This is a genomic window from Entomomonas sp. E2T0 (assembly GCF_025985425.1).
Lineage (GTDB): Bacteria > Pseudomonadota > Gammaproteobacteria > Pseudomonadales > Pseudomonadaceae > Entomomonas.
The window spans coordinates 2325791-2350776 of sequence record NZ_CP094972.1 but is presented as its reverse complement, the minus strand read 5'-3'; the positions used below and the strand labels follow the sequence as shown (position 1 = coordinate 2350776).

Below are 24986 nucleotides of genomic sequence, written 5' to 3'. Positions count from 1 at the left end.
TATTCCCAATTCACTTTTTAATTAAATATCCAGTTATAACTTAGTAGCCCATACTACTAATACATCAGTAGAAAATGAGCCTTGCTGATCTATTTCAAAATAATCTCTTACTTCTTGTGCCATTGCTTGTTGCAAAGCTAAGATAGCCGATCTATACACCTCTGGAGTACGCATCCGCTCTACCCAACTAGTAAACTCTAAACGTAATTTTTGCTTATGGTGCTTAGTAACAATTAATTGCGCTTCACCTAATTGCCTTACCCATTCTGCTACAGAATAATCACGCACATGACTAGTATCACGCAATACTTCTAATGTCTGTAAATAGGTATCTAATAGGGGCTGTTCAGGTGATACTACATCAATAAATGCCGCTATTCCTGATGGTTTTAACACACGCTTTACTTCACGTAAAGCAATCCCTAAATCTTGCCAATGATGGGCAGAATAGCGACTAAATACAAAATCAAAACTATTATCCGCAAAGGGTAAGGATTCAGCAACACCTTGCACTGTTTCTATATTGCCTAAATTTTTGGCAACACTGCTTGCAGCAACAACTTCCAGCATTGATTCAGAAAGATCATAGGCCACCACCTTATTAACGGAGGGCGCCACATGAAAACTCACATGCCCTGCACCACAGCCTAAATCTAATACATCTGCATGCTGACAATTAGCAACAGCCTGTTGTAATAAACTAAACTCCTCACCTTGGGCATGAACAGCACTGGTTAAATAGGCATTAGCTTGCTCACCAAACTGTTTATCCACCACCTGCTTATGATCTTTCATCAGCTATACTCTACTTGTTTTGAAATAACCAAGGCTGCGCCTGCTTATGTTTTTCTTCAAAGCTGCGAATGGTATCAGCATCTTGTAAAGTTAAACCAATATCATCCAAACCATTTAATAAACAGTGCTTACGGAAAGCATCCACTTCAAAGTGGTATTGCTTACCTTCTGGCGTAGTTACTGTTTGGCTAGCTAAGTCTATTGTTAATTGATAACCTTCTTTCGCTTCTACCGCTTTAAATAACTCATCTACTTCTTGTTCAGTTAAAATAATAGGCAATAAACCATTTTTAAAACTGTTATTAAAGAAAATATCTGCATAACTTGGCGCAATTACAGTACGAAAACCGTACTCTTCCAATGCCCAAGGTGCATGTTCACGGGATGAACCACAACCAAAATTCTCACGAGCAATTAATACCGTAGCACCTTGGTAACGAGGCTGATTAAGTACAAACTCTTTATTAATAGGTCTAGTTGAGCAATCTTGCCCAGGATAGCCCACATCTAAATAACGCCATTCATCAAATAAGTTCACCCCAAAACCAGTACGTTTAATTGATTTTAAAAACTGTTTTGGGATAATTTGGTCAGTATCCACATTAGCACGATCTAAAGGAGCTACTAAGCCAGTTACTTTAGTATAGGGTTTCATCTTATGCTCCTTCCTTCATTAATTCACGAACATCAATAAAATGGCCTGTCACTGCCGCTGCTGCAGCCATTGCAGGGCTCACCAAATGAGTACGACCACCTGCACCTTGGCGACCTTCAAAGTTTCTATTAGAGGTTGATGCACAATGCTCACCACTTTCTAAGCGATCAGGATTCATGGCTAAACACATAGAGCAACCCGGTTCACGCCACTCAAAACCGGCTTCAATAAAGATTTTATCTAAACCTTCTTGTTCAGCCTGTTCTTTCACTAAACCAGAACCTGGTACAACCATTGCTAATTTGACATTAGCAGCCACTTTACGCCCTTTAGCTACTTCTGCTGCCGCTCTAATATCCTCAATACGAGAGTTAGTACAAGAGCCAATAAATACTTTATCCACTTTAATATCAGTAATCGCTTGGTTTGCTTGTAAACCCATATATTTTAAAGCCCGTTCGATAGAACCACGCTTAATAGGATCAACTTCTTTGGCTGGATCAGGCACTATCGCATCTACTGGCAATACCATTTCTGGCGAAGTTCCCCAACTTACCTGAGGTTTAATAGTAGCAGCATCTAACTCTACTACAGTGTCAAAATGAGCATCGGGATCTGATACTAAATCTTGCCATGCAGCAACAGCCTTATCCCAATTATCACCTTTTGGTGCAAAAGGACGACCTTTTACATAATCAATAGTCTTGTCATCAACAGCCACTAAGCCTACCCTAGCACCTGCCTCAATAGACATATTACATATTGTCATACGGCCTTCAACCGATAAGTCACGGATAGCACTACCAGCAAACTCCATAGCATGCCCCGTACCACCTGCAGTTCCTATTTTACCAATCACTGCCAATACAATATCTTTAGACGTTACACCCGCAGCCAATTTGCCCTCTACTTTGACTAACATATTCTTCATTTTCTTAGCCACTAAACATTGCGTAGCTAACACATGTTCAACCTCAGAAGTACCAATGCCATGCGCTAATGCACCTAAAGCACCATGAGTTGAAGTATGGGAGTCACCACATACAATGGTCATGCCTGGCAAGGTAGTACCTTGTTCAGGGCTAATCACATGTACAATACCTTGGCGAGTATCATTCATCTTGAATTCTAATATACCAAAGTCATCACAGTTTTTGTCTAAGGTTTCTACCTGTAAACGCGATACTGGATCAGTAATAGACTCAATACCGCCTTTACGATCTGGTGTAGTAGGCACATTATGATCAGGTGTAGCAATATTGGCATCAATTCGCCAAGGTTTACGACCCGCTAAGCGAAGCCCCTCAAATGCCTGTGGAGAAGTTACCTCATGCAAAATTTGGCGATCAATATAAATTAAAGCGGAACCATCATCACGTTGTTTGACCAAGTGCTGATCCCATAATTTATCGTATAACGTCTTAGCAGACATGATATTTCCTCATCAAAACTATTTATTAATCTTTTATATGTATCTATAGTAGGGGTTTATTAGTAATAAAACAAATTTATAATTTTTATTAATTCTATAACCAAAAGGAATAGAAAATTTACCAGTACCAATTAAAGAAAATTGATTTAAAACAAATACTTTTTAAAAAACAACAAAGAAAGACCTAAAAAATAACCACACTATACTAAAGGTTAATATACAGTAACCATAATAAATGAAGAATTTACAGCCTTATAAGGAGTATAACTATAAAAGAGGAATATTGTGATGACTTCATTTTCAACAACAACTTTAAATACTGCGCGACTATTATTACGCCCCCTTGTCGCTCAGGATGCTCATGATTTATATAAAATAATGTTTGATACTGAAGTTCTGCGCTACTGGAAAACGGATCCTATCAAATGTATTGAACGTGCCTATAAAGTAATAGATGAAGCCAATAAAGCAATGAAGGCTAAAACCCAACTAACGCTAGGTATTATCAGAAAAAGTGATAATAAATTAATAGGTACATGTTTATTATTTAATATTCTAAAAAACGCCAAACGCGCTGAAATCGGTTATGGTCTAGCAACTCATGCTTGGAATAAAGGTTATATGCGTGAGGCACTTTATGAGTTTCTGAGTTTCGCCTTTGATAACTTACATCTTAACCGTATAGAAGCTGAAATTGATCCACATGATACTTGCTCTGGCAAAACATTAGACCATTTAGGCTTTCACAAAGATGGCTATTTAAAACAACGTTGGATTATTCATGGTGAACATTGTGATTCAGAGCTATATGGCCTATTAGCAGAAGAATGGGCTATTAGAAAAAAACAAAACAAGGTAGCTTAATATATTAAGTTACCTATAAAGCATCTTAATCTACAAATTGTTTTTCCATTAAATTAACATGCTCTTGGTTTTTCAACTGACTTATTTTAGAGTTCGTCAAATAAAAATGATCTCTTAACTTTTAATCACACATATTAAACCAAAATTTAGCATAACGTCGCGTTTGCTTATCATATTTAAGGGTTATAGGATCATATGGGCGCCATATCTTGGGTAGCGCCCCATGGCAACAGTGTCTTAAATTTAAAAGCTAGCCCCCTGCTAATACATTTGCAAGGATTTGGCTGTAAAAAGGCATTGCTAAAAAATTATATGCTTTATATCCATAATATGGCACATTCTAGTTTTTTATTATTTACTCACACTTTTTATTATCCTAATAAAACAGCGCATCGTTAGCTTATATATGTAAACAAAGAATAATACTATTCTCTAATCAACACAGTATTCCATAATAACTTTAATATTATATTAATTATTACTATTTTTACTGGTTGAGTATTAATAAAGGAGATAGTTTGGATATTTTTATAAATACAATTCAGATAGCTTTTTTTGTTATACAAAATAAAAACCCCTTGCAATAACAAGGGGTCTAATAATTCCTATGGCGGAGAGGGGGGGATTCGAACCCCCGATACCCTTTTGAGGTATGCTCCCTTAGCAGGGGAGTGCCTTCGGCCTCTCGGCCACCTCTCCGGTATTGGGGGCGTATCCTACCTTTTTTTTAGTCATTTGAAAAGCAAAATTTTCATTTTTTTCAAATTTTTCCTATTCAGGCTTTACAGCTTGATTTTTTTCCTTTTGAATACGTTGATAAATCTCTTCGCGATGTACCGCTACCTCTTTAGGCGCGCTCACACCAATACGAACCTGGTTACCTTTAACACCTAATACAGTGATATTAACATCATCACCTACCATTAAAGCTTCCCCAACCTTACGGGTTAGAATTAACATTCCCTATCTCCTCACAAGTACTTCTAGGATGTAAAATTGAACACATAATATTTCACAAAATGGAAATACTATAACCTTACTTTTTTAAAACAATCACCTTTAATAATAAGGGCATAATGAATTAAAAAAAGCACCCTTTTGTTTCAAAACATTTAATTAATCTAAAGTTTTATCTGGTGCATCTAGTTCAAATGCAGTATGCAATGACCTAACTGCTAACTCCAAATACTTCTCTTCAATCAATACAGAAATTTTAATTTCTGAAGTTGATATCATAAGAATATTAATACCTTCCTTAGCAAGTACTCCAAACATACGGCTAGCAACACCTGCATGAGAGCGCATACCCACTCCAACAATAGATACTTTAGCAATATCTAGGTTACCAGCAACCTCTCGCGCTGAAATCTTTTTGGCTGTATCATTTAAGATATCGAGTGCCGTTTGATATTCATTACGAGATACCGTAAACGTAAAATCTGTTGTCCCATCTTGAGATATATTCTGAACTATCATATCTACTTCAATATTAGCAGCACTGATAGGCCCTAGAATATCAGATGCTACTCCTGGAGTATCTGGCACTCCACGAATAGTTAGCTTAGCTTCATCTCTACTAAAAGCTATACCAGAAATAATAGGCTGTTCCACAGAAACCTCTTCATCAATTGTTATAAGAGTACCAGACCCTTCTTTAAAGCTATGTAATACACGTAATGGCACATTATATTTGCCAGCAAATTCAACTGAACGAATTTGCAATACTTTTGAACCTAAACTAGCCATTTCTAGCATTTCTTCAAAAGTAATTTTTTCTAAACGACGTGCCTTAGGCTCTATCCTTGGATCCGTTGTATAAACACCATCAACATCTGTATAAATTTGGCATTCATCAGCCTTTAAAGCCGCAGCTAGGGCTACACCTGTAGTATCAGAACCACCACGCCCTAATGTAGTAATATTTCCATTATCATCTACACCTTGGAAACCCGCTACAACTACTACTCTACCCGCTTTAAGATCTGCTTTAATATTATGGTCATCAATACTTAAAATACGCGCTTTAGTATGAGAACTATCCGTTTGTATTCTAACTTGTGCACCAGTATACGATTTAGCAGGTACACCAATAGTCTCTAAAGCAAGGCATAATAACGCTATTGTAACCTGCTCACCTGTAGAGACCATTACATCAAGCTCTCTCAGATTAGGACGATCTGTAATCTGCTTAGCAAGACCTAATAGCCTATTAGTTTCGCCACTCATTGCAGAAACAACGATAACAAGATCATTACCTTCTGCTTTAAACTTCTTAATTTTCTGCGCTACTTGCTGAATTCGTTCAACAGAGCCGACTGAAGTACCACCAAATTTTTGTACAATTAATGCCATAATATTAACTGCCTAACGCTATTGTGCAATTATTTTGCTATAAAGTCTGTTCTACAAAAGTAGTTGCTAAAGTTAATGCCTCATCTATTTTTGAAACATTACTGCCACTACCTTGTGCCATAGTTGGACGACCACCGCCCTTACCTTCTACTACTTCACAGGCTTGTTTAATTAAGTCCCCTGCTTTTAATTTACTACTTAGATCATCTGTTACACCTGCGACTAAAACAGCTTTACCATCTAACTCACTAGCTAATAAAATAACAGCTGAACCTAATTTATTTTTAAGTTGGTCTAATAAGGCCAATAATGCCTTATTATCTTGACCATCAATACGTGTTGCTAAAACTTTTACGCCTTTAATATCTAATGCATTAGATACTAAATCACTACCTGCAGCTGAAGCTAATTTCGCTTTTAGTTGCTCTATATCTTTTTCCAACTGACGATTCTGCTCTAATACAGATTTCAGTTTTTCAAAGAAGTTATCTTTGTTACCCTTTAATAATTGCGCAGCTGTCTTTAAATCGCTGTCTGCGGAGTTTAAATAATCAAAGGCAATAGCACCAGTTACTGCTTCAATACGACGCACGCCTGAAGCAATACCTGTTTCCGCAATAATTTTAAATAGACCAATATCACCTGTACGATCAACGTGAGTACCACCACAAAGTTCAACAGAGAAACCACTACCCATTGAAAGAACACGTACTACATCACCGTATTTTTCTCCAAATAGAGCCATAGCTCCCATTTCTTTGGCAGTGTCTATATCAGTAATTTTGGTTTGAACTTGAGTATTTAGGCGTATTTGCTCATTGACTAATCGTTCCAACTCTTCAATTTGTAAGGGAGTCACAGCTTCAAAATGGCTAAAGTCAAAACGAAGGCGTTGGCTATCAACTAATGAACCTTTTTGTTGTACATGATCGCCTAAGACTTTTCTTAAAGCTGCATGTAACAAATGTGTCGCAGAATGATTCAGTGCAGTAGCTTTACGTACATTAATATTGACTACTGCCTTTAGTAACATACCTGTGTGGATAGTCCCTTCAGCTACCTTACCATGATGTAAAAAAGCACCTTTTACTTTAGTTACATCATGAACTTCAAAGCGTACACCATCTATAAATAAGTAACCTGCATCGCCTACTTGTCCACCTGATTCAGCATAGAAAGGTGTTTTATCTAGAATAACACAGCCTTCATCACCTATTTGCAATTCTGTGATGCTTTCATTACCTTTTAATAAACCAACTACCTTACCTTCATCTGCTAAGTAATCATACCCTGTAAATTCTGTTTCAGAATCTATTTTAAGAATACTGTTATAATCTACACTAAACTGACTAGCTGATTTGGCTCGAGCCTGTTGTTCCTTCATATTGTGTTGGAAACCTTCTTCATCCAACACTAATCCTCTTTCACGAGCGATATCATTAGTTAAGTCAACAGGAAAACCATAAGTATCATATAGCTTAAAGATAACATCACCAGGAATAGTATTCCCAGTTAGTTCCGCTAGATCCTGCTCTAAAATACGTAAACCCTGATCTAATGTTTTAGCAAATTGTTCTTCTTCTGCTTTTAAAACACGTTCAATATGGCCTTGGTTTTGTTTAAGCTCTGGATAGGCATTGCCCATTTCAGCCACTAATGCAGCGACTATTTTATGGAAAAACGCACCCTTAGCACCTAATTTATTACCATGGCGACAGGCACGACGAATAATACGACGTAACACATAGCCTCGCCCCTCATTCGAAGGTAAAACACCATCAGCAATTAAAAAGCTACAAGAACGTATATGATCTGCTACCACTTTTAAAGAAGGTGCATCATCATTTGCACAACCGATTGCTTCAGCAGATGCCTTTAATAAGCTTTGGAATAAATCAATTTCATAATTAGAATGTACATGTTGCATTACTGCACTAATACGCTCCAAGCCCATGCCTGTATCAACACTAGGGGCTGGTAATGAATGCATTACACCATCTGCAGTACGATTAAACTGCATAAAGACCACATTCCAAATTTCTATATAGCGATCACCATCTTCTTCTGGAGTTCCGGGAAGACCACCCCAAATTTCAGCACCATGATCATAGAAAATTTCTGTGCAAGGACCACACGGACCAGTATCCCCCATTGTCCAGAAATTATCCGAAGCATAAGGAGCACCTTTATTGTCGCCAATACGAATAATTCGTTCTGCTGGAACACCTACTTGATTCGTCCATATATCAAAAGCTTCATCATCATTCTGATAAATAGTGACCCATAGTTTCTCTTTAGGTAAACCCAACCACTCAGTTGAGGTTAGAAACTCCCAAGCATAACTAATAGCATCTCTCTTAAAATAATCGCCAAAACTAAAGTTACCTAGCATTTCAAAAAAAGTATGGTGTCTAGCTGTATAGCCTACGTTCTCTAAGTCATTATGCTTGCCACCTGCTCTTACGCATTTCTGGCTTGTGGTAGCACGAGAATAAGAACGTTTTTCGCCCCCTAAAAAACAATCCTTAAATTGATTCATGCCTGCATTAGTAAATAATAATGTTGGGTCATTATCTGGGACTAATGAACTAGAAGAAACACGGGTATGTTTTTTACTTTCAAAGAAACGTAAATAAGCTTCACGAATTTCTGTACTTTTCATAAAGCATTCCACGAAATTTGGTAACTAAAAGGCATATTAATCATCTTAATTTAAATTCTATTCTTCTATAATATATATCTAACTGTATAAAAAAACTTATTGAAACATTAAATACATATCATTAAATATACTAATTGATAGACACACTTACTAAATAACTACCTGCTTTAGCGCTTCAAACATAATTATTGAAAAATGTGCCACAACAAACAGCCCTGTCTATCAGAAAATAGACAGGGCTAGAATAATGCAATAATAAAACTAAACTGATAAATGATTAAAATAACTAATCATTAATTCAATTAAACTTTTACCTAATCTTAAGCATTCTACAGGATTATCAAGGTACTTTCAATAATGGCTTAATATACAACACACTATAAATAATGGATTGATTTATAACATAAAAACATCTCTTATTATAAGTACTTATCTAACTACTTCTATGTTTTAAAAAGCTTTTTAGAATAACCCCTTATAATAAGCTATATTAGCTATTGTATAAATTTTCTATCAATCTAATACATACAAAAGAAATATCATAAAAACTGAGAAACAAATTTATACTACAGTAATCGTGTGGCAATTAATTTAAGGATTATGATAAAATTACTGTTTATTATAATCCTTATTGCGCTTGTAGCTCAGCTGGATAGAGCGACCGCCTCCTAAGCGGTAGGCCGCGGGTTCGAATCCCGCCTCGCGCACCATCTATAGTTTCATATCATGTAAAGCCTTTATGTTGTTATCATTTAAAAAAAATATATGATTAACATTGGTTTCTCAATTTTTTATTCAGTCGACCATAGTCTAATAATAAAACTTTAACTAATAAACTATCCTAAAATATAATTATATAGAACAACTTCACTTATATCACTTACCTACCAAACACCTATGTTTTATAAGCCAATATATGAAAAAAGTAATCCTTTATATACACTCTAAAAAACAACAGTTTTCAAAATTACCATTATTTGATCTGCTAAAAAATGAAGAGTTTTCTTCAAAAGAAAAGTTATCTTCCACTCTACCCATAATGTCTCATTTTATAATGAGTTTCGGAGATTTAAATAAATATGTATTAAAATATACAGAGCCTAAAAATGAGTTAGAAAAAGTGGTAAATACTCACGCTAAAGAAGATCAAGATCATTGGAAATGGTTTATTGATGATCTAAAAACATTACAAATCAATAACATAGCCACTTTACCTGAACACTTAATGTATTTATGGGACTCTACAACATCATCCGTTAGAGAATTAACTTATACATTAATTGGAGAAATTTACAATAGTTCAGCAAAACAACGCTTAGCAATTATAGAGGCAATGGAAGCAACAGGTAATGTAATGTTTAAGGTTCTTGCTCCTTTAGCCAATGACGTAAAATTAAAATATAATAAGGAGTTAGTCTTTTGTGGAAATACTCATCTTTCCCATGAAACAGGCCATACTATTGGAAGTGAACAAAGATTATTTGATAATATCGCATTTAATACTAACGAATTAGAACTTATTAAACAAAAAATTGACATTGTTTTTGAGGCATTTACTCAATTTATTAATCTTCTCTTTAAGCTTATTCATTATAAATTGCTACAAAATAACAAATGAAATAAACATTTAGCTTCTAATGCCTAATTATATACAAAGAGACTACAAATGCAGCCTCTTTCCATCTTTAGTTAGTTTTTAATAACTAGACAAGCCATATTACGGGGAACAACTTTGGTAAATTGTGCAATTAAATAATGCAAGAATCTTGAAATATCATAGCATTCCTACTAAAGCCTAGTTTATAGATGTTCAACACTTATACAAGAACTTCCTTGACAGCCATAATTCTTGTGGTTTATAAATAATTAAAGCTCCTAGCTTATATCATTTTAAATTCTTTCCTAAATGCTCTAAACACTATGTTTAGAGTTTTTTATTTACCCATATCGATCTTTATTTTCTTTAGACTAAAGACTAATAAACGCCTCTCTCCCTTTAAGTCGATATACTTTTAGAAACAATCTACCTCTTTTCTTTTATAACACACCTAACTAACATAATATTCACAATATTATTTTTTAATAAGGTAGTTATAAAATGAAAAAAGCACTTCCATTTGCATTATTAGCATTAGCCCTTTCAAGTACAGCGCTTTATGCTCAAGAGCAAACTGAACAACCTCAACACAAATCTTTAAAAGAAGTGATGGCAGAAAAGAAACAAGCTAATAAAGAACAAGCAGCAACAGAGCGTCAAGCATTAAAAGATAAAATTAAAGCTAATAAACAAGAAGCTAAAAGCAAGTTAGATGCAGATAAACAATCACTTGAAGCAAAAAAACAAGAGCATAAAAATGGCTCAACAACTAAAGAAGATTTAAAGAAAGAACGTCAAGCACGTAAAGATAAATTTGAAGCAGACAAGAAGGCTGCAAAGCAAAACCGTATTGAGAAAAAGCAACAATTTGAAAATAAACTTCACCAAAAAGAACAAGATGCTTTAAACAAAGTATCTCAATAATGAAAAATAAGGTGATTAGCTAGCTAATCACCTTACATAAAAACCATTCTACAAAACAAACCTTCCTAAATATTCCAATAGACTTATAATGCATTGAAATCTAATTTTATTAATCAAAGCCTCTATTAAAAACTGATTTACAAAAATTTATTTTAAACTATATTTAAGCTACAATGTTTTAACAAGATGAAATCATTATGGATCTTACTAAAGAATTACAAGTATTTGCTGAAAGTCGTTTAAAACGCCCTCTAACTGAAGAGGAGCAAAAGCTAATAGATGAATTGATTAAACATATGGAATCAAAAGAAAAAAAACGTACTTCCACTGAGAATTAATGCTATATAAAAATCATAAACCTCAATGTATTTACTTCCTATCTTACTTAAAGATATTAAATAAATGTAAAGATTGCTCTGCAAATTAAGTGGATTGATTAATAACAGATTAATATTTAAAGATATCTAATAAAGATATGCCACTTTAATAAATAACTCTCAACTAATGGATTGTAGGTGTTTTTTAGCTTACACTAAGTTATGATAGAACATACTATCGATTCATCTAGCTTTGATCAAAAATATGCAAAACTTAAAACCCATAGGATTTTATAGCAAAAGCAAAAGTGAAAATTACAGCTATTTAAAAGTAAATAATTTCTACAAGATAATTAAACCTTTTACTGATAATGATAATAACCATCATGTCATTGGAGAAACATAGCAATATCTAGGTTATTCTTTTTTGCCTTATGACGAAGGCTTACAATGGATAGTATCATTTGATAGAGAACATGAAATGATGATTCAGCTTTGGCTATTGCTAGAGAAACAGAGGTATATTGCTAACAACATAGAGCAATATATTGAGCAAACCCAACAATAGAACATTTTACTAGAAACTAACTGGAATAGTTAAGACCTGATCGTACAATTTTCTTGCAAAAGAGAGAGTTACCCGTTTTGATAAAGGTGTTGAAACTTTAATCAGAACAAAAGGAGTAACTCTCATGTTACATACTAACAATCCAATCATTAAACATAAAGTAGGTCTTTTAAACTTAGCAGAAGAACTACAAAACGTATCCAAAGCCTGTAAAGTAATGGGGGTATCAAGAGATACCTTTTATCGCTACCAAGAACTTGTAGAGCAAGGTGATATCGATTCGCTTATTTCAAAAAGTAGACGAGTACCTAATCTAAAAAATAGAGTGGATGAAACAACAGAGCAATCAGTAGTATCTTATGCTGTAGAGTATCCTGCCTATGGTCAACACAGAGCTAGTAACGAGTTAAGAAAGCAAGGTATATTTGTTTCAGGTGGCGGTGTTCGTTCTATTTGGCTTAGGTATAACTTAGAGAATTTTAAAAAACGTCTTAAAGCATTAGAAGAAAAAGTAGCTACTGAAGGTATTATTCTCAACGATCAACAAATAGCTGCTTTAGAAAAGAAAAAGCACGATGATGAAGCGAGTGGTGAGATAGAAACTGCTCATCCTGGTTATTTAGGTTGCCAAGACACCTTTTATGTAGGTAACTTAAAGGGTGTAGGTAGAATTTACCAACAAACCTTTATCGACTCCTACTCAAAGGTAGTTCATTGTAAGCTATACACCACTAAAACACCGATTACCGCAGCGGATATACTTAATGATAAGGTATTACCTTTCTATAATAGTCATGAACTGCCTATGTTGAGAATACTCACTGATAGAGGCACAGAGTATTGTGGAAAGGTAGAACACCATGATTATCAGCTCTATTTAGCGATCAATGATATTGATCACACTAAAACTAAAGCCATGTCACCGCAGACTAATGGTATTTGTGAAAGATTCCATAAGACTGTATCACAAGAGTTTTACCAAATTACCTTTAGGAAAAAGCTTTATAATCATCTAGAGGAACTGCAAAAAGATCTGGACGAATGGCTAGATTACTACAATAATAACCGAACTCATCAAGGTAAAATATGCTGTGGAAGAACTCCTATGGAAACATTACTTGATGGAAAACTGATCTGGTTAGAAAAGAATTTAGACCAGATCTAACCTAACAGACACCTTTTTAAAATGGGTTACTGTACGATCTGGTCGTGACTACTACAAATTAACTTAACCTAAGCAATAAACCAAGTCATACCCTACCTAATAGCACTACTATTAAATGCTAATTAAAATTCTTATCCATAGCTTTTACAGATAAATACACTGTTCTTTATTCTATACTGGATTAGGGCTGGTGCTTTTGGCTGTCTAACCATGACATAACGTCCGACTTATAATAGATAACCCATCTGTCTGCCTTGCAGTAAGTTGGCCCCATACCTCTTACACGCCATATAGCCAATGTTGTAGACTTAATACGAAGTAGTTCTGCTACATCTTGATTAATTAAAAACTTTAGACTTTCCATTTTTATTACCTCTAAAAATGCCTATCGCCATAACAAAAAACAGGCAATAGACTTAACAATATGCATTACACATATTCTAAGTCCGCTGCCTGCTCATAAACAGACTTCTCGGTACTTAACTTTAAGTTTTAAGTTAAGAAAGCGGAGATTGTTTTTATCCTACAAAAAAAATTGAAAAAATCTATCATAATTTGAGGATCATTATTTTTATGACCAACTCCTTAGCTTAGAAAAACTTATCTCTGCTGAGTCTGCCTTACGTGCATATGGTATTTTAATCCATATTGCCACAAGCTGTTTAACACTGGCAACAAAACTAAACAGCTTACTAATAATAGGAAGGTTAAACCATTCATGTTTAACCTTTTACTGGATTACAGCATTATTGAGTTGAATTCCTCATGGACTGTAGGGACTTTGCGTTTTGTAAGCCAATTTTCATGTACTCAAGCTCGTAATTAGTCTCCTTACATGTTTGAATAGCTTGATCATTATCCATTTTTTTAAGTTGAGTTTCTAGCGTGCCGCGTCGATCTTTAAGACGTGTAATCTCGATTTCGGAAAAAATACCAGTTGCGCTAGAGATAAAGTTGCTAAGTCTTTGAATAATGGTATTAGTTTTCCCTAACAGAGTATTATCTGCTTCAGCATCTATAAGGATAGTATTATTTACCGCTGTTACTGCTATAGAGACCATTGTATTAATAATCTCTGTTAAAGCATCCCTATAGATAACTTCAGCCTGTTTACTGCCCTTAATAGGCCGTATTTTGCGACTGTTGCGAACCTGTCTCCGTGATTTGATAAGGGTCGGTAAATTGATTATCATAAGGTTTTTCCAACTCTTCTATATTCTCAATATCTTGTTCACTAATATTTGAAAAAACTCCTTTTTGCTTTAATTCCATCAGTGCCTGTTTACCTGTTATCAGGTTGTTTTGATAAAGGCTAACAATGCCCGTTGAATAGGTTGCAAAGGTGGTTGATTCTTCTTTAATATTAGACGGTTCAATACTTGGAAAATTATATGCGAAGTCGTCAGGATTGATATTAGCCATTGCTAACAAAAACTGGTCAGTAAAATCAAGTAATGGCCTTAAACGTGATTCTTGTAATGAGTTAATAGTGCCATAATAGGCTTGATTATCTTCTTCGCCACTGGCAAAGCCTGCTGCTGATTGACCAAACATCACTGTAACAGGTCTATCCATTGCACCAGCTACTACTTCACGCGCCTTCACCCATAGATCAGATAAACCGCTAAATGTAATTTCTTTCTGGTCGTACTCGTCATCAGCATCTACTAGCAACATATTGCTTAATGATTTAATTTGTTGAGCTAATTGAGCATATTTAACAACTAAATCCTCTTGACCGGCCGCTATTTGATTATTTAAACCCTTCATCTTTAATACATCAATCTTACATTCTTCAACAAGATCAGAGACTGAGGTTGATATAGCATCAAAGGCTTTAATAATATCCATCTTAGAATTAAGATCACTAACGCCTTGACCACCGTTCTTTTTTCTTTTGCTGAATGGTATCTTGCCAGTTACTAATCTATGTACTCTTGATGCATGTATTTCAATATTGCTTACTGTATAGGATAAAGGCTCTCCAAACGTTTTTGATAATATGCTGGTATCAATATCACCATTCTTATAATCATCTATTACAATAAAGCGTAATAATTTTTCTGTTGATAGATTTAATTCAGTTGCATATTGATCTTCTGTAATATCAGTAATAGCAAGTATTAATATTTCACCAAACAATGAACCAAAAGCAAGGGCTTCTTCAGCAATCATTGGTACTTTAAATTTATCTTCAAGTTTTTCAAGCAGCTTTAATTGTTCTGATTCAGTATCAGATGTTTCTATAACACGCCACTTTTTAACCATATCTCTGGCGGTTTTATCAATATACTTTTCTGCTATCCAACTTGAGAAATAAGTATTTAACCAGTAATTATTGCTTTTATTAGTAAATTGTTTATATTTTCTACTCTCTGACTTTCTACCTAATGCAGTAACTAAATTCATCATACTGTCATTTAACGTTTTTTCACTCATAAACTATCCCAAATAGTGACACTGCCACCTAAGAAATGATTAATAGCCATTACTAAAGTATCTACTTGGTCATCATGTAGATGGCTATCTGTGGCGGTAAAATCTTCACATTCATCAATAAAGTCACGCACCCATGAGGCATTAGCAGGCAGAAACACAAAACCACTTTCAATATATCCCTGTACACCTAACACTCTTGTATATTTATCAGTATCTGTTTGTATTGGTTTAACTGGAATTTTGGTGAACTTGTTTAATGTTTGAATTAAGCTTGAACCACTAGATTTATCTTCGATATGAATAGCTGTTGGTCTTTTATCTGCATATTTATTCCAAACATCTTTAGCAGTTCTAAAAAGGTCTGGAGCTTCCCACTTACCGCGCACCACATCAATAATATAAAGATTACTATCATGGCCAAGACCAACCACTAAAAACACGGTATAGTCATTTTGTGTTTTTACTTTCTGGGCGGTATCAGCAAATATTGCTACTCGTTTTATTCTTGGTAGTATTTCATAACGTTTGAACCAAGAGCCTTTAATTACTCCACCGCCAGCAGTAGTTGGACGTTGTTGATAGAAACTATTCCAAGTGGTTGTACCCACTGCTGACTTGATTTTATTTAGACGCTCTAAAGTAAATCTTTCAGGATGTAAAGGCTCACCTATTTTTCTAAACTGTTCATCTATCTCAGCAATAGCAGGGAAGCGTATTATTTTCCATTGGTCACCTTCCCCTTTTTCCATTTCAGCTATTAGTCGGCCTGCAAGATCGTCTTGATGCCAACGAGTCATACCTAACAGAATGCCGCTATTAGGGCTTAAGCGTGTATATAGTGTTGTAGTGTACCAACCCCATATAGCATTGCGTATTGTTGCACTATTAGCTTCTTTGGCATCTTTTATAGGGTCATCAATAATAGCTATATCAGCACCCGCCTGCGCCTACCCCTGCGCTTCTGTATGCACCTTGATAATTAACTATCTCAAATATTTCGCTATTCCTTAGTGGAGTATTGGCAATAGTTACAATGTTTTTTCGGTTTAGACTGGTGTCAGGGAAAACAGCATTATAGTTGGGTTCATCGATAATTCTTTGTACATCCCTGTTCATTCTACTTGATAAGTCTGAACTATAACTGGTAGCTATTATCTGAAGATTAGGGTCTTTACCTAATACCTATGCTGGAAATCTTCTACTAAATAATTCACTTTTACCGCTACGAGGTGGAGCAAAGATCATTAATCTAGGTTGTTTACCTGCTTTTACATCTTCATAGAACTCTTGAAGTGCATCAGCAACTATTTTATTAAACCATCCTTCTATAAAGTCTTGCTTAGTGTACTTTACAAAGTTGAAGAAATTACGTCTCGCCTTCTCTTGTCTGATCTCGCTTAGATTGTAAAATTGCAAGTTCTTCATATAGTTCTAATTCTTTATCTGACAGCTCAGAAAGATAAAACCTATTGTCTACTTTAATTGCTCCACCATTAGCACCTGTTACTTCATGTTTATCAGTAAATAGTTTTAAATGCTTTCCTAATAACTCGTAACCCTTTAATGCACTATTAGCATCAAACTTATATGCAGGGGCAAATTCACCATTAGATAATTCGACCATAACAGGCTTACCTGTTGCATCAATAATAGGTTTTGCTTGCATACAGCGTTCAACTGTTTCTTTGATAGCATTAAGCACATAATCAGCAGTAATTTCTGTTCTTTCTGATCTATTGTCCATAGCTTTTGAATTGCATTTGAAATACTAGTTTTACCTAGTAGTTGAGTTCCTATTTTATTAGCTGTAACTTTTGAGTACCTTGCTCTTATAGCTGCTTGTGTTGCATTTAGATCTATTAGATATTCTTTTATGAATAACTTCTGTTTGTTTGTTAATTTTCTCATTACTATTCCTATCGCCTAACGATAAGAAATAATCTCTTAGTTAGTTCGTTCTTTCATGATTATTTTAAGTTATTATACTTCCTATAAAATCGCCTAATATTGGAGTTTATATGATTGAAATACTTAATTTTATATTAGCTGTCCTTGTACCGGCCGCTTTCACTTTTATAGGGTATTTACTATATAGTAAATACCGAGATTTAGACCGCATAGAAAACCTTTTAGAAAAAATAGAAAAAATACAAGATCAGGAAGAGATGGCTGATACTAAAAGATATTTAGAAAAGAAAAAAATATACACTATAAAATTTCTTGTAACTGGCCGTAAAACAAAAGAACAACAAGATATGTTTTATAAAATATATGAAAAATGTGGCACTAGCTTTTCTAGCACACTAATAAGAATGTACACACACTATACGACACTATCAAATAACAGATTAGTATTTAGCTTTTTCCCTTTTTTATGGCAATCTCTTCTAGCAACCATCTTTATGATTGCTTTCATTTCATCAGCAATGAGATTTTATTTACCCACTATAAAAGAGCATGAATATTTGTATGCAGGCTCTTTTGTATTTTACTCCTTAGCACTATCATTTTGTATTATTTCAGCACTTTACTATTACCTTACTATTATTTTTACTTATAAAAAGTATAAGCAATTAATCGCCTCTGATTATGAGCATCAGCGATAATGATCTTCCTGCCACTCAATCAATGCATCTACCTGATCAGCACAAAGATTTAGATTCTTCTGAATAGTCAAAGTACACTCATACAGCTCACCATTATCAACTGGTTTGCAATCAGGAATAGATAATCTTTGGCATGGTGTAATAGCAGGTAGTTCTACTTTGACTACCTTCACATCAGTAACTACAGGCTTATCAATACAGCCCATTAGGCAAAGGCTGACTAGCCCAGTTATTAATAGTTTGATTTTCATGTTTCTTTGTCTTGAACTCTTGGACTAGCTTAGTAGCTTGTTTCTCTGTCTCTGTTCGTTTAGCTTCTAGCTTAGTGATATAAACCCTGTTTTGTTGAGCTTGGCTCTCTAATAGATCAATAGAGCCATTAAGGTTTTTATTAATATCAACCAACTGAATTATTTGACTCTCAGCACTATTTAATTGTAATAATGCTTTATCACGCTGATTAGAAAGTATTGATATGTAGATAATAGTTATAGCTAATAAAGCTACTAAACCAATAGAAGCATATTTAGTTATTGTTTCCATTATGGATACTGTTTACGATCTAATTCAAAGTGAGGTCCATCTTTCAGGGATTTCCAGCTTCCTCCCCATATAATAGGAATATTTAACTCCTCAGATGCCCGCTTAAATGCTTTTGAGATTTCTTCATAATACTTCCAACCTTACCATTAACATAAGCTACTACATCTACAGCATGGCCTGTTAAATGGCGGCTATTCATAGTTTGACTAGCACCACTAGCTACATATTTTTCTTGTGTAGCTCTATCTCTTAACCCTTCAGTAATACCGAAATCAATTGTAGATAACTGTAAAGCTCTATCAACTACTTTTCGTAAATCAGGATTAATGCCTGTTAGTTTATCTAAGCTTCTTTGGCTGAATTTGAATGTCATTCTTTATCAATCCTTTTATTTATAGCTTTTAAGATAAAATTTCTGAGCGCTGTCACACCAATAAAGCCAATGGCACCACCAATAGTAATAACTGCGCTTTGTGGGAGGTTAAATATTTCAACTATACTTGTAATACATAGTGACATGGCACCACAAGTAACTGCTTCTAAAGCTATTCTTATTGGTTTTGTTTCGTTTTCATCATAAAGTAATCTTAGTATAGCCATAATTGCCGCCATAACAGCCCCTTGTATAGTAGGGCTTTGTTCAATTGCTGCTATCAACCAATTCCATAGGTTGGGATCTTTGTTCGGCATATATTCTCTTAAGTAAAGTTGTATTATTTCAACACATCAATGTGTGATAATATTGAGTTGCAATACCTTAATGCAGATAAAAAAACCCCAATCATTTCTGAAAGGGGCTTTATTTTTATTTAATATAAAATTCAACATTTAGATCTGGTCTAAACAAATTACTTACTATTTCTTTAGCTTTTTGTTGAACTTCTGACATAGAGGTAGCTCTTTCATTTTCAAGAGCAACATTTATAGTTATCTGTGTATTTCTAAAAAGCCCTTCTTCAGTTACAAAACTTCCTTGTACAGGAACAATCCAAGTTGGTTTAGGATTAGGGCTCATTCCTGATGAGTCAAAAAGAAAATCACTAGGAAAATTAACAGTAAATCTAATATTATCAATGGCCATTTTTAAAATCTCCTTTATTGTTTAATAGAGATTACATTCTAGCTAGTATAAGCAATTGATTCTTTTTGCTTTAACAAGATAAAAAGCCCCAGACTATTGCTAGAAAGGGGCTTTTATATTTGTTACTGGTTACCTGCTCTTTCAATTGCCTCTCTATATTGAGCGGCTACCGCTACTTTTGCAGCATTATTGACTGCACCAAGAAAACCAGATGTTTTAGTATTTATTGTATCGGCTATTTCATTACCATATAACAAAATAGCACCTCTTAATCCTCCTGACTCGGAAGACTCAATTGAATTAAAATAATTTCCCATTTGTGGTGCTTTTTCACCAAATGACTTTAAAACATCCAAAAGAACATCCATAGTTTTTGTGGTTACTTTTATTGAGTTTCCAATACTTGACCCCCAAATTGAACCAATTACTAAGCGTATATTTTTTTCATGAATTGCTTCCACTTTTATCTCCTTATTTGTTTAATGGAGATTTAATTTTAGTGATATAGGAATGTTTATTCTTTTGGCTATAGCAAGATAAAACAGGCACAAAAAAACCAGCTTTGCTTGCTGGTTTTTAGTTTCAACTTTCAGTTATGATAATTTTTACCAAAATTCTGCACCACTGTCAATCTTTTAATTTATTTTTTTCTTTCATTCTTGTAATTGTCTCAACTCTTCTTGTTTTGCTTAGTTTTCTCAATCTTTCATTTTCTTCGTCAAGTGTTCTTATAAAATTTGCCACGCTGAGTGAATTAATCAATTTAACACTAGGGGTTCCAATATCATTGAAATAACCAGCCTCTTTCAGTCTATTTTCTAAGTCTTCAGAAATAACATCCATATTTTCTACTAGTATTCGCTCATAAGCTACATTTTTAAAGTTATACTTTTCTTTTAAACGTTCTAACATACCTAACAGCTCAAAAAAAGGAGTTTCTAGTATTGCTCCAGAAGTTTCAAGCTCAATAATCTTATTTTGTGCAGTTTCTAATTTATCTTTAATTTCATTATACTTTTCTTGCAGTTCATTCTTGTCTTGAATATTTTCTTCCGTAAGATCTCCAATAAGTTTATCTAACTCATTAAAAGCATCATCATATTGATTTAGAAATGAGGCTACTTCTGCACCGTTTACCCTGCTACTCTTACCCGTTTTAAAGGTAGGCATTAGCAGATGACTAACGTAACTAAGATTTTTTTCTAAAACAACAATTGAGCCTGAACAGCTAGGATCAATACCTATTATCTTTCTATCGTTTGTTTGCATTCTCATGTTCCTCGTAGGCTTCTCGTGCTTTTTTATTGCAATCAAATAATGAGCCAATAGGCTGATAATCAATGTCACCTTTTTTTGATGTAAATGCTCTATACTTCCAATCATCACCCGCTTTGAATTTGGCTACTTTGTAGCCTTTATCAGAAACAAGATGATAGTCACTAACTTCAGCCCATTTCATAGTTTTATCAGCCCTTTTTTAATTAACTTGAGCTAAGTACGCATAACGCCTTCAGCGTGATATTGTTTAGCTGTTTGTTGATCTCTATAAAGTGTGTTCTTCTATCTACTTCATCGTGACAAGAGCTACAAGCATAAGCCCCTTGTGTGTCTTTTGGTTTTTTACCCATTCCACAAGTACCAGCAAGCCTATAATGTGCAAATACAGTAGTTTCTGGATTGTGATTGCACACAGCAGGGATTCTAACTAAACATTCTTCTCCGCGTGCTGATTCAGTAATTTTGCTCATGCTGCTTCTTCCCAAAAAATAAAATCAGTTTTAGGTGCTGACCATTTGATATTGTGTTCAGCTCCAAATGCGTGCATTAACTCGATCAGATCAGTCATTTCTTTAACTGACATTTGACTAGTACGTTTACCTAGAAAAACCATACCGCCATTAATTCCTTGAGTTACTTTCATTTCTTGATCTAATGCAGCATTCAATATATCTTTCCATTCAGCAGGCTTTATTGTTTGTAATACGCCATTGATAACCCATTGCTTTTGATTTGCTATATCTGTGAGCATAGCCCACATTTTTGCATTCTGTTCTAATGTCCTTTTTGATTTAGCTGGTCGAACAATTAACTGTACCGCATCATGTTCTGCCAGTTTTTGAGCAAATAAATAAGCCATTGAGAAAATTTTTTTAGCTTTATCTAGTGAGTGAATAACATAGCTTTGCTTTACTTTGTCCATGATTATTATTTCCTGTATCTACTTGAAAAGTTGGCTACATTGCTTTCTTCTGGCTCTGGCTGCCATCCTTTAGCAAGTAAGTCAAAGCGACTCATAGAGCCATTAAAAGCTGTGTATATTGTGCCTGGTTCGCCATTACGTAGCTTTCCAAGAATTACTTCTGCAATTCCTTTGTATTTGCTGTTTTCTTGGTTATATACTTCGTCTCTGTAAAGAAATATGATTGCATCAGCATCTTGTTCAATTGCGCCTGATTCTCTTAAATCGCTCATCACGGGTCGTCTATTTGATCTTTGCTCTAATGCTCTGTTTAATTGAGATAATAGGATTACAGGGATATTTAACTCGCGGGCTAGTAGCTTGCATTCTCTTGACATTTCGCTTACTTCATTTACTCTGTTTTCATTTTTTCCTGACCCCTGCATTAGCTGAAGGTAGTCAACTACTAATAAATCAAGACCATGTTTTAATTTATGCCTGCGAGCAATAGAGCGTAATTGCATAATATTTAAGTTAGGGCGATCAGCCATAAATAGCTTTGATTTATTGATAGCATCAGCAGCACAAGCCAACTGAGAAGGATAATTGCAAGCAACTTGACCTGTTTTTATTTCTGATAGTGGGATACTCCCTACTGAGGCCAGTAATCTATCCATCAGTACACCGTTAGTCATTTCTAAACTAACAACTAGCACAGATTTGTTTTGATTTACTGCATTGTGACTAGCAATGTTCATTGCAAAGGCTGTTTTACCCATTGCAGGCCTTCCAGCTACTACATATAGCTCACCACCTTTTAAACCCATTAAACGCTTATCAATATCTTCATTACCTGTTGAAAGCCCGTCAATTTCTCCACCAAGAGCAAAACGTCTTTGTATTTCTTCTACATGGTTTATGAGTACATCACTAGCATGTACTACATCGTGCATATTTGATGATGAATCAAGTGATAGTGCTTTGCTTTGAATGGCTGCTATTTTGTCAGGTAGCTCTTGTTTTGTTTGAGCTATTTCAATAGCGTCATGACCTAACTTGACTAGCTCTCTGCAAACTGCTTTTTCTCGCACAATTTGAGCATAACCTTTTGCATTGGCTACGCTATATCAGAGTAACTATCTATGTTGATAGCAATGTTAGGTTTGGTCGTGACACTGTAGAAAGTTTAAGAATAAGCCCATTCACACCGAAAAGCCAGAATTAACATCAGCACATACTAATCAATGGGCTAATGCTAAAACTGCTTATAAACGTGATGGCAACCTAGATAAAGTATTATCAAGAGTAACCATGTCAAAACAACATTTAAACCGGCTCATAGAGGAATACAATAGTGAGATGGCACAACGTTCAGCAGAACAGTGAGGAATGGGAAAAACTTCGACTAGGTAAAGCGACAGCTTCTAATTTTGGCTTAATAATGGCTAATGATGGTAATGCTTTTGGTGAACCTGCTAAACGTTATGCATTACAACTTGCACTAGAAATTATTAATAACCAGAAAGCCGAATTTAGTTTTAGTAATCAACACATGGAAAGAGGACACGAGCAGGAACCAATAGCAAGGATGCTATACGAAAACCAATATTTTGTTGATGTTACTAATGGCGGCTTTTTTGATCTTGTCGATTATGGTGATTCACCAGATGGATTAGTAAATGATGATGGTGTCATTGAGGTAAAGTCAGTTATTGCACCTACTCACTACGCCACATTAAAACGTAATTCGTTCGATCCTTCATATCGATGGCAACTCATAGGACACTTGGATTGCACTAATAGAGAGTGGGTAGACTTTATCAGTTACTGTTCAGAATTTCCACCAGATACACAATTAATAGTTCATAGGTTAAATAGAAATGACTATTTAGAAGATATTAACAAATTAAGAAATAGACGAGCTGATTTTATTCAGCTAGTACAAAAGACACTTACAACTATTCAGAGATAGGTAAATGAGAAAAGAACATTTTAAACAGCCTATTACAGAAAGGCTTAAAAGGCACTATAGCATTAATCAAAAAATAGGATGCTGGATGTTAAGTATTGTGTAAAAATGCACCAAGTTTGTATAAGAATATAGTGAACGCACTCAGAATTGCTTTAGATATTGGAAACTATCTGTTTTTTAGGTAAAATAAAACTTTGACTACAAGTTTGTTTGATGGCGGAATAGGACTTAAATAGAGCTATTAAAATGGAAGTGAAAATGAAGAAAATAATTGTACCAATATTTCTTGGTTTAGTATTAGCTGGTTGTGCCGCGCTAAACGAACGAAGGGAAACGTTAAATGATGTGATGCAAGCATGGGTTGGTTCTAATGAGAGTAAGCTAGTCGCTAGATGGGGAGCCCCCTCCTCTTCATATCAAAATCGAGATGGTTCAACAGTGCTGACTTGGAAGTCAATCACTGATGTAGGTGGTATTTGCAGTAAAACATTTGCCGTAAATGCTAGAGGAATTATCACTGGTTGGAGTTATAACGGCTGTTACAAACACACAGGTAGAATGGGAATTCCACTAGGAACACCTATTCCAGAATCGACACTTTAATAAGTTACTAGGTATTGTTGCAGATATTATTAACACTAGTAGTCAAAGCAATATGTCTACTATTATGCAAGAATTTGTACCTATTGAACTTATACCCACTTTGATGGAAATAGGTCTTAAAAGGTTATTAAGAAGAATTAACTAACTATTAGCCCCTTTAATTAGGGGCTTTTACTAGATTAAATTCTAATCTACCTAATATAACCTAGTCATACCCTACGACTAATAGCCT

The 24986-nt window shown here is 34.7% G+C and carries 32 protein-coding genes, 2 tRNA genes and 2 pseudogenes; 10 read left to right on the top strand and 26 right to left on the bottom strand.

The window, feature by feature from the left end; genetic code table 11:
* Nucleotides 1-33 precede the first annotated feature (33 nt).
* From MTZ49_RS11450 to leuC, 3 genes are read right to left on the bottom strand one after another with little or no spacing between them, the layout of a single operon-like run.
* Nucleotides 34-795, bottom strand: coding sequence for a class I SAM-dependent methyltransferase (locus tag MTZ49_RS11450; protein WP_264745673.1), 762 nt, complete (start codon nucleotides 793-795; stop codon nucleotides 34-36).
* A gap of 10 nt (nucleotides 796-805) precedes the next feature.
* Nucleotides 806-1450: a 3-isopropylmalate dehydratase small subunit gene (gene leuD, locus MTZ49_RS11445; RefSeq protein ID WP_264745672.1), complete on the bottom strand. Its 645-nt coding sequence runs from the start codon at nucleotides 1448-1450 to the stop codon at nucleotides 806-808.
* Nucleotide 1451: 1 nt separating this feature from the next.
* A complete protein-coding gene (gene leuC, locus MTZ49_RS11440) occupies nucleotides 1452-2882 on the bottom strand; it encodes a 3-isopropylmalate dehydratase large subunit (protein WP_264745671.1) in 1431 nt (476 codons plus the stop codon).
* Nucleotides 2883-3170: 288 nt separating this feature from the next.
* On the opposite strand from leuC, the gene MTZ49_RS11435 reads away from it, so the two are divergent.
* Entirely contained in the window at nucleotides 3171-3746 is a 576-nt protein-coding gene (locus tag MTZ49_RS11435) for a GNAT family N-acetyltransferase (protein WP_264745670.1), read from the top strand.
* A 608-nt stretch (nucleotides 3747-4354) separates the two neighbouring features.
* On the opposite strand, the gene MTZ49_RS11430 is transcribed toward MTZ49_RS11435, so the two are convergent.
* From MTZ49_RS11430 to alaS, 4 genes are all read right to left on the bottom strand, one after another.
* A tRNA-Ser gene (locus MTZ49_RS11430) sits at nucleotides 4355-4445 on the bottom strand.
* A gap of 72 nt (nucleotides 4446-4517) precedes the next feature.
* A complete protein-coding gene (gene csrA / locus MTZ49_RS11425; protein ID WP_201090329.1) occupies nucleotides 4518-4706 on the bottom strand; it encodes a carbon storage regulator CsrA in 189 nt (62 codons plus the stop codon).
* Between the two features lie 156 nt (nucleotides 4707-4862).
* Nucleotides 4863-6098: an aspartate kinase gene (locus MTZ49_RS11420; protein ID WP_264745669.1), complete on the bottom strand. Its 1236-nt coding sequence runs from the start codon at nucleotides 6096-6098 to the stop codon at nucleotides 4863-4865.
* Between the two features lie 37 nt (nucleotides 6099-6135).
* Complete coding sequence (gene alaS, locus MTZ49_RS11415; RefSeq protein ID WP_264745668.1) at nucleotides 6136-8760, bottom strand: alanine--tRNA ligase; 2625 nt, start codon at nucleotides 8758-8760, stop codon at nucleotides 6136-6138.
* 633 nt (nucleotides 8761-9393) lie between these two features.
* Between alaS and MTZ49_RS11410 the strand changes: the two genes are divergently transcribed.
* The 6 genes from MTZ49_RS11410 to MTZ49_RS11385 all read left to right on the top strand — a co-directional run bounded on the left by MTZ49_RS11410 (nucleotide 9394) and on the right by MTZ49_RS11385 (nucleotide 13331).
* A tRNA-Arg gene (locus MTZ49_RS11410) sits at nucleotides 9394-9470 on the top strand.
* 206 nt (nucleotides 9471-9676) lie between these two features.
* Nucleotides 9677-10378, top strand: coding sequence for a hypothetical protein (locus MTZ49_RS11405; protein WP_264745667.1), 702 nt, complete (start codon nucleotides 9677-9679; stop codon nucleotides 10376-10378).
* 480 nt (nucleotides 10379-10858) lie between these two features.
* The gene (locus tag MTZ49_RS11400) at nucleotides 10859-11281 is read left to right on the top strand and encodes a hypothetical protein (protein WP_264745666.1); all 423 of its coding nucleotides are present in this window, start codon (nucleotides 10859-10861) and stop codon (nucleotides 11279-11281) included.
* Nucleotides 11282-11478: 197 nt separating this feature from the next.
* On the top strand, nucleotides 11479-11619 hold the full coding sequence (locus tag MTZ49_RS11395; protein ID WP_264745665.1) for a hypothetical protein: 141 nt from the start codon (nucleotides 11479-11481) through the stop codon (nucleotides 11617-11619).
* A 406-nt stretch (nucleotides 11620-12025) separates the two neighbouring features.
* Complete coding sequence (locus tag MTZ49_RS11390) at nucleotides 12026-12166, top strand: hypothetical protein (RefSeq protein WP_264745664.1); 141 nt, start codon at nucleotides 12026-12028, stop codon at nucleotides 12164-12166.
* A gap of 124 nt (nucleotides 12167-12290) precedes the next feature.
* Nucleotides 12291-13331, top strand: a complete 1041-nt coding sequence (locus MTZ49_RS11385; protein WP_264745663.1) for an IS481 family transposase — start codon at nucleotides 12291-12293, stop codon at nucleotides 13329-13331.
* Between the two features lie 181 nt (nucleotides 13332-13512).
* Here the strand turns inward: MTZ49_RS11385 and MTZ49_RS11380 are convergent, their stop codons facing one another.
* The 7 genes and pseudogenes from MTZ49_RS11380 to MTZ49_RS11350 form a co-directional block, all read right to left on the bottom strand.
* On the bottom strand, nucleotides 13513-13695 hold the full coding sequence (locus tag MTZ49_RS11380) for a helix-turn-helix domain-containing protein (RefSeq protein WP_264745662.1): 183 nt from the start codon (nucleotides 13693-13695) through the stop codon (nucleotides 13513-13515).
* A 382-nt stretch (nucleotides 13696-14077) separates the two neighbouring features.
* Nucleotides 14078-14392 carry a hypothetical protein gene (locus MTZ49_RS11375; protein WP_264745661.1) on the bottom strand — a complete coding sequence of 105 codons (315 nt, stop codon included), beginning with the start codon at nucleotides 14390-14392 and terminating at the stop codon, nucleotides 14078-14080.
* Nucleotides 14393-14450: 58 nt separating this feature from the next.
* Nucleotides 14451-15770 carry a DUF1073 domain-containing protein gene (locus MTZ49_RS11370; protein WP_264745660.1) on the bottom strand — a complete coding sequence of 440 codons (1320 nt, stop codon included), beginning with the start codon at nucleotides 15768-15770 and terminating at the stop codon, nucleotides 14451-14453.
* A complete protein-coding gene (gene terL, locus MTZ49_RS11365; RefSeq protein WP_264747876.1) occupies nucleotides 15767-16699 on the bottom strand; it encodes a phage terminase large subunit in 933 nt (310 codons plus the stop codon). The genes MTZ49_RS11370 and terL overlap by 4 nt, the downstream gene beginning before the upstream one ends.
* Before the next feature lie 253 nt (nucleotides 16700-16952).
* On the bottom strand, nucleotides 16953-17195 hold the full coding sequence (locus MTZ49_RS11360) for a hypothetical protein (protein ID WP_264745659.1): 243 nt from the start codon (nucleotides 17193-17195) through the stop codon (nucleotides 16953-16955).
* On the bottom strand, nucleotides 17137-17514 hold the full coding sequence (locus MTZ49_RS11355; RefSeq protein ID WP_264747912.1) for a terminase small subunit: 378 nt from the start codon (nucleotides 17512-17514) through the stop codon (nucleotides 17137-17139). Before MTZ49_RS11355 ends, MTZ49_RS11360 begins: the two co-directional genes overlap by 59 nt.
* 32 nt (nucleotides 17515-17546) lie before the next feature.
* Nucleotides 17547-17678: pseudogene (locus MTZ49_RS11350) on the bottom strand (terminase small subunit); the annotation flags it as partial.
* Between the two features lie 110 nt (nucleotides 17679-17788).
* On the opposite strand from MTZ49_RS11350, the gene MTZ49_RS11345 reads away from it, so the two are divergent.
* Complete coding sequence (locus MTZ49_RS11345) at nucleotides 17789-18376, top strand: hypothetical protein (RefSeq protein WP_264745658.1); 588 nt, start codon at nucleotides 17789-17791, stop codon at nucleotides 18374-18376.
* On the opposite strand, the gene lysC is transcribed toward MTZ49_RS11345, so the two are convergent.
* From lysC to MTZ49_RS11290, 12 genes and pseudogenes are all read right to left on the bottom strand, one after another.
* Entirely contained in the window at nucleotides 18367-18582 is a 216-nt protein-coding gene (gene lysC, locus MTZ49_RS11340; RefSeq protein ID WP_264745657.1) for an Rz1-like lysis system protein LysC, read from the bottom strand. The two genes, MTZ49_RS11345 and lysC, sit on opposite strands and share 10 nt — an antisense overlap.
* On the bottom strand, nucleotides 18569-18919 hold the full coding sequence (locus MTZ49_RS11335) for a hypothetical protein (RefSeq protein ID WP_264745656.1): 351 nt from the start codon (nucleotides 18917-18919) through the stop codon (nucleotides 18569-18571). The genes lysC and MTZ49_RS11335 overlap by 14 nt, the downstream gene beginning before the upstream one ends.
* A complete protein-coding gene (locus tag MTZ49_RS15820) occupies nucleotides 18919-18993 on the bottom strand; it encodes a M15 family metallopeptidase (protein WP_413774191.1) in 75 nt (24 codons plus the stop codon). The genes MTZ49_RS11335 and MTZ49_RS15820 overlap by 1 nt, the downstream gene beginning before the upstream one ends.
* Nucleotides 18994-19001: 8 nt before the next feature.
* A complete protein-coding gene (locus MTZ49_RS11330; RefSeq protein ID WP_264745655.1) occupies nucleotides 19002-19292 on the bottom strand; it encodes a hypothetical protein in 291 nt (96 codons plus the stop codon).
* Entirely contained in the window at nucleotides 19289-19609 is a 321-nt protein-coding gene (locus MTZ49_RS11325; protein ID WP_264745654.1) for a phage holin, lambda family, read from the bottom strand. The genes MTZ49_RS11330 and MTZ49_RS11325 overlap by 4 nt, the downstream gene beginning before the upstream one ends.
* Before the next feature lie 115 nt (nucleotides 19610-19724).
* Nucleotides 19725-20000, bottom strand: coding sequence for a hypothetical protein (locus MTZ49_RS11320; RefSeq protein WP_264745653.1), 276 nt, complete (start codon nucleotides 19998-20000; stop codon nucleotides 19725-19727).
* 122 nt (nucleotides 20001-20122) lie between these two features.
* A complete protein-coding gene (locus tag MTZ49_RS11315) occupies nucleotides 20123-20461 on the bottom strand; it encodes a hypothetical protein (RefSeq protein WP_264745652.1) in 339 nt (112 codons plus the stop codon).
* Nucleotides 20462-20627: 166 nt separating this feature from the next.
* Nucleotides 20628-21269, bottom strand: coding sequence for a hypothetical protein (locus MTZ49_RS11310; protein ID WP_264745651.1), 642 nt, complete (start codon nucleotides 21267-21269; stop codon nucleotides 20628-20630).
* Complete coding sequence (locus tag MTZ49_RS11305) at nucleotides 21253-21459, bottom strand: hypothetical protein (protein WP_264745650.1); 207 nt, start codon at nucleotides 21457-21459, stop codon at nucleotides 21253-21255. Before MTZ49_RS11305 ends, MTZ49_RS11310 begins: the two co-directional genes overlap by 17 nt.
* A 32-nt stretch (nucleotides 21460-21491) precedes the next feature.
* Nucleotides 21492-21748: pseudogene (locus tag MTZ49_RS11300) on the bottom strand (DUF1364 domain-containing protein).
* On the bottom strand, nucleotides 21745-22200 hold the full coding sequence (locus tag MTZ49_RS11295; RefSeq protein WP_264745649.1) for a recombination protein NinB: 456 nt from the start codon (nucleotides 22198-22200) through the stop codon (nucleotides 21745-21747). The pseudogene MTZ49_RS11300 and the gene MTZ49_RS11295 overlap by 4 nt, the downstream one beginning before the upstream one ends.
* Before the next feature lie 5 nt (nucleotides 22201-22205).
* The gene (locus MTZ49_RS11290) at nucleotides 22206-23270 is read right to left on the bottom strand and encodes a replicative DNA helicase (RefSeq protein ID WP_264745648.1); all 1065 of its coding nucleotides are present in this window, start codon (nucleotides 23268-23270) and stop codon (nucleotides 22206-22208) included.
* Nucleotides 23271-23533: 263 nt separating this feature from the next.
* On the opposite strand from MTZ49_RS11290, the gene MTZ49_RS11285 reads away from it, so the two are divergent.
* Entirely contained in the window at nucleotides 23534-24151 is a 618-nt protein-coding gene (locus MTZ49_RS11285) for a lambda exonuclease family protein (protein ID WP_264745647.1), read from the top strand.
* A 258-nt stretch (nucleotides 24152-24409) separates the two neighbouring features.
* Entirely contained in the window at nucleotides 24410-24754 is a 345-nt protein-coding gene (locus tag MTZ49_RS11280; protein WP_264745646.1) for a hypothetical protein, read from the top strand.
* Nucleotides 24755-24986 lie beyond the last annotated feature (232 nt).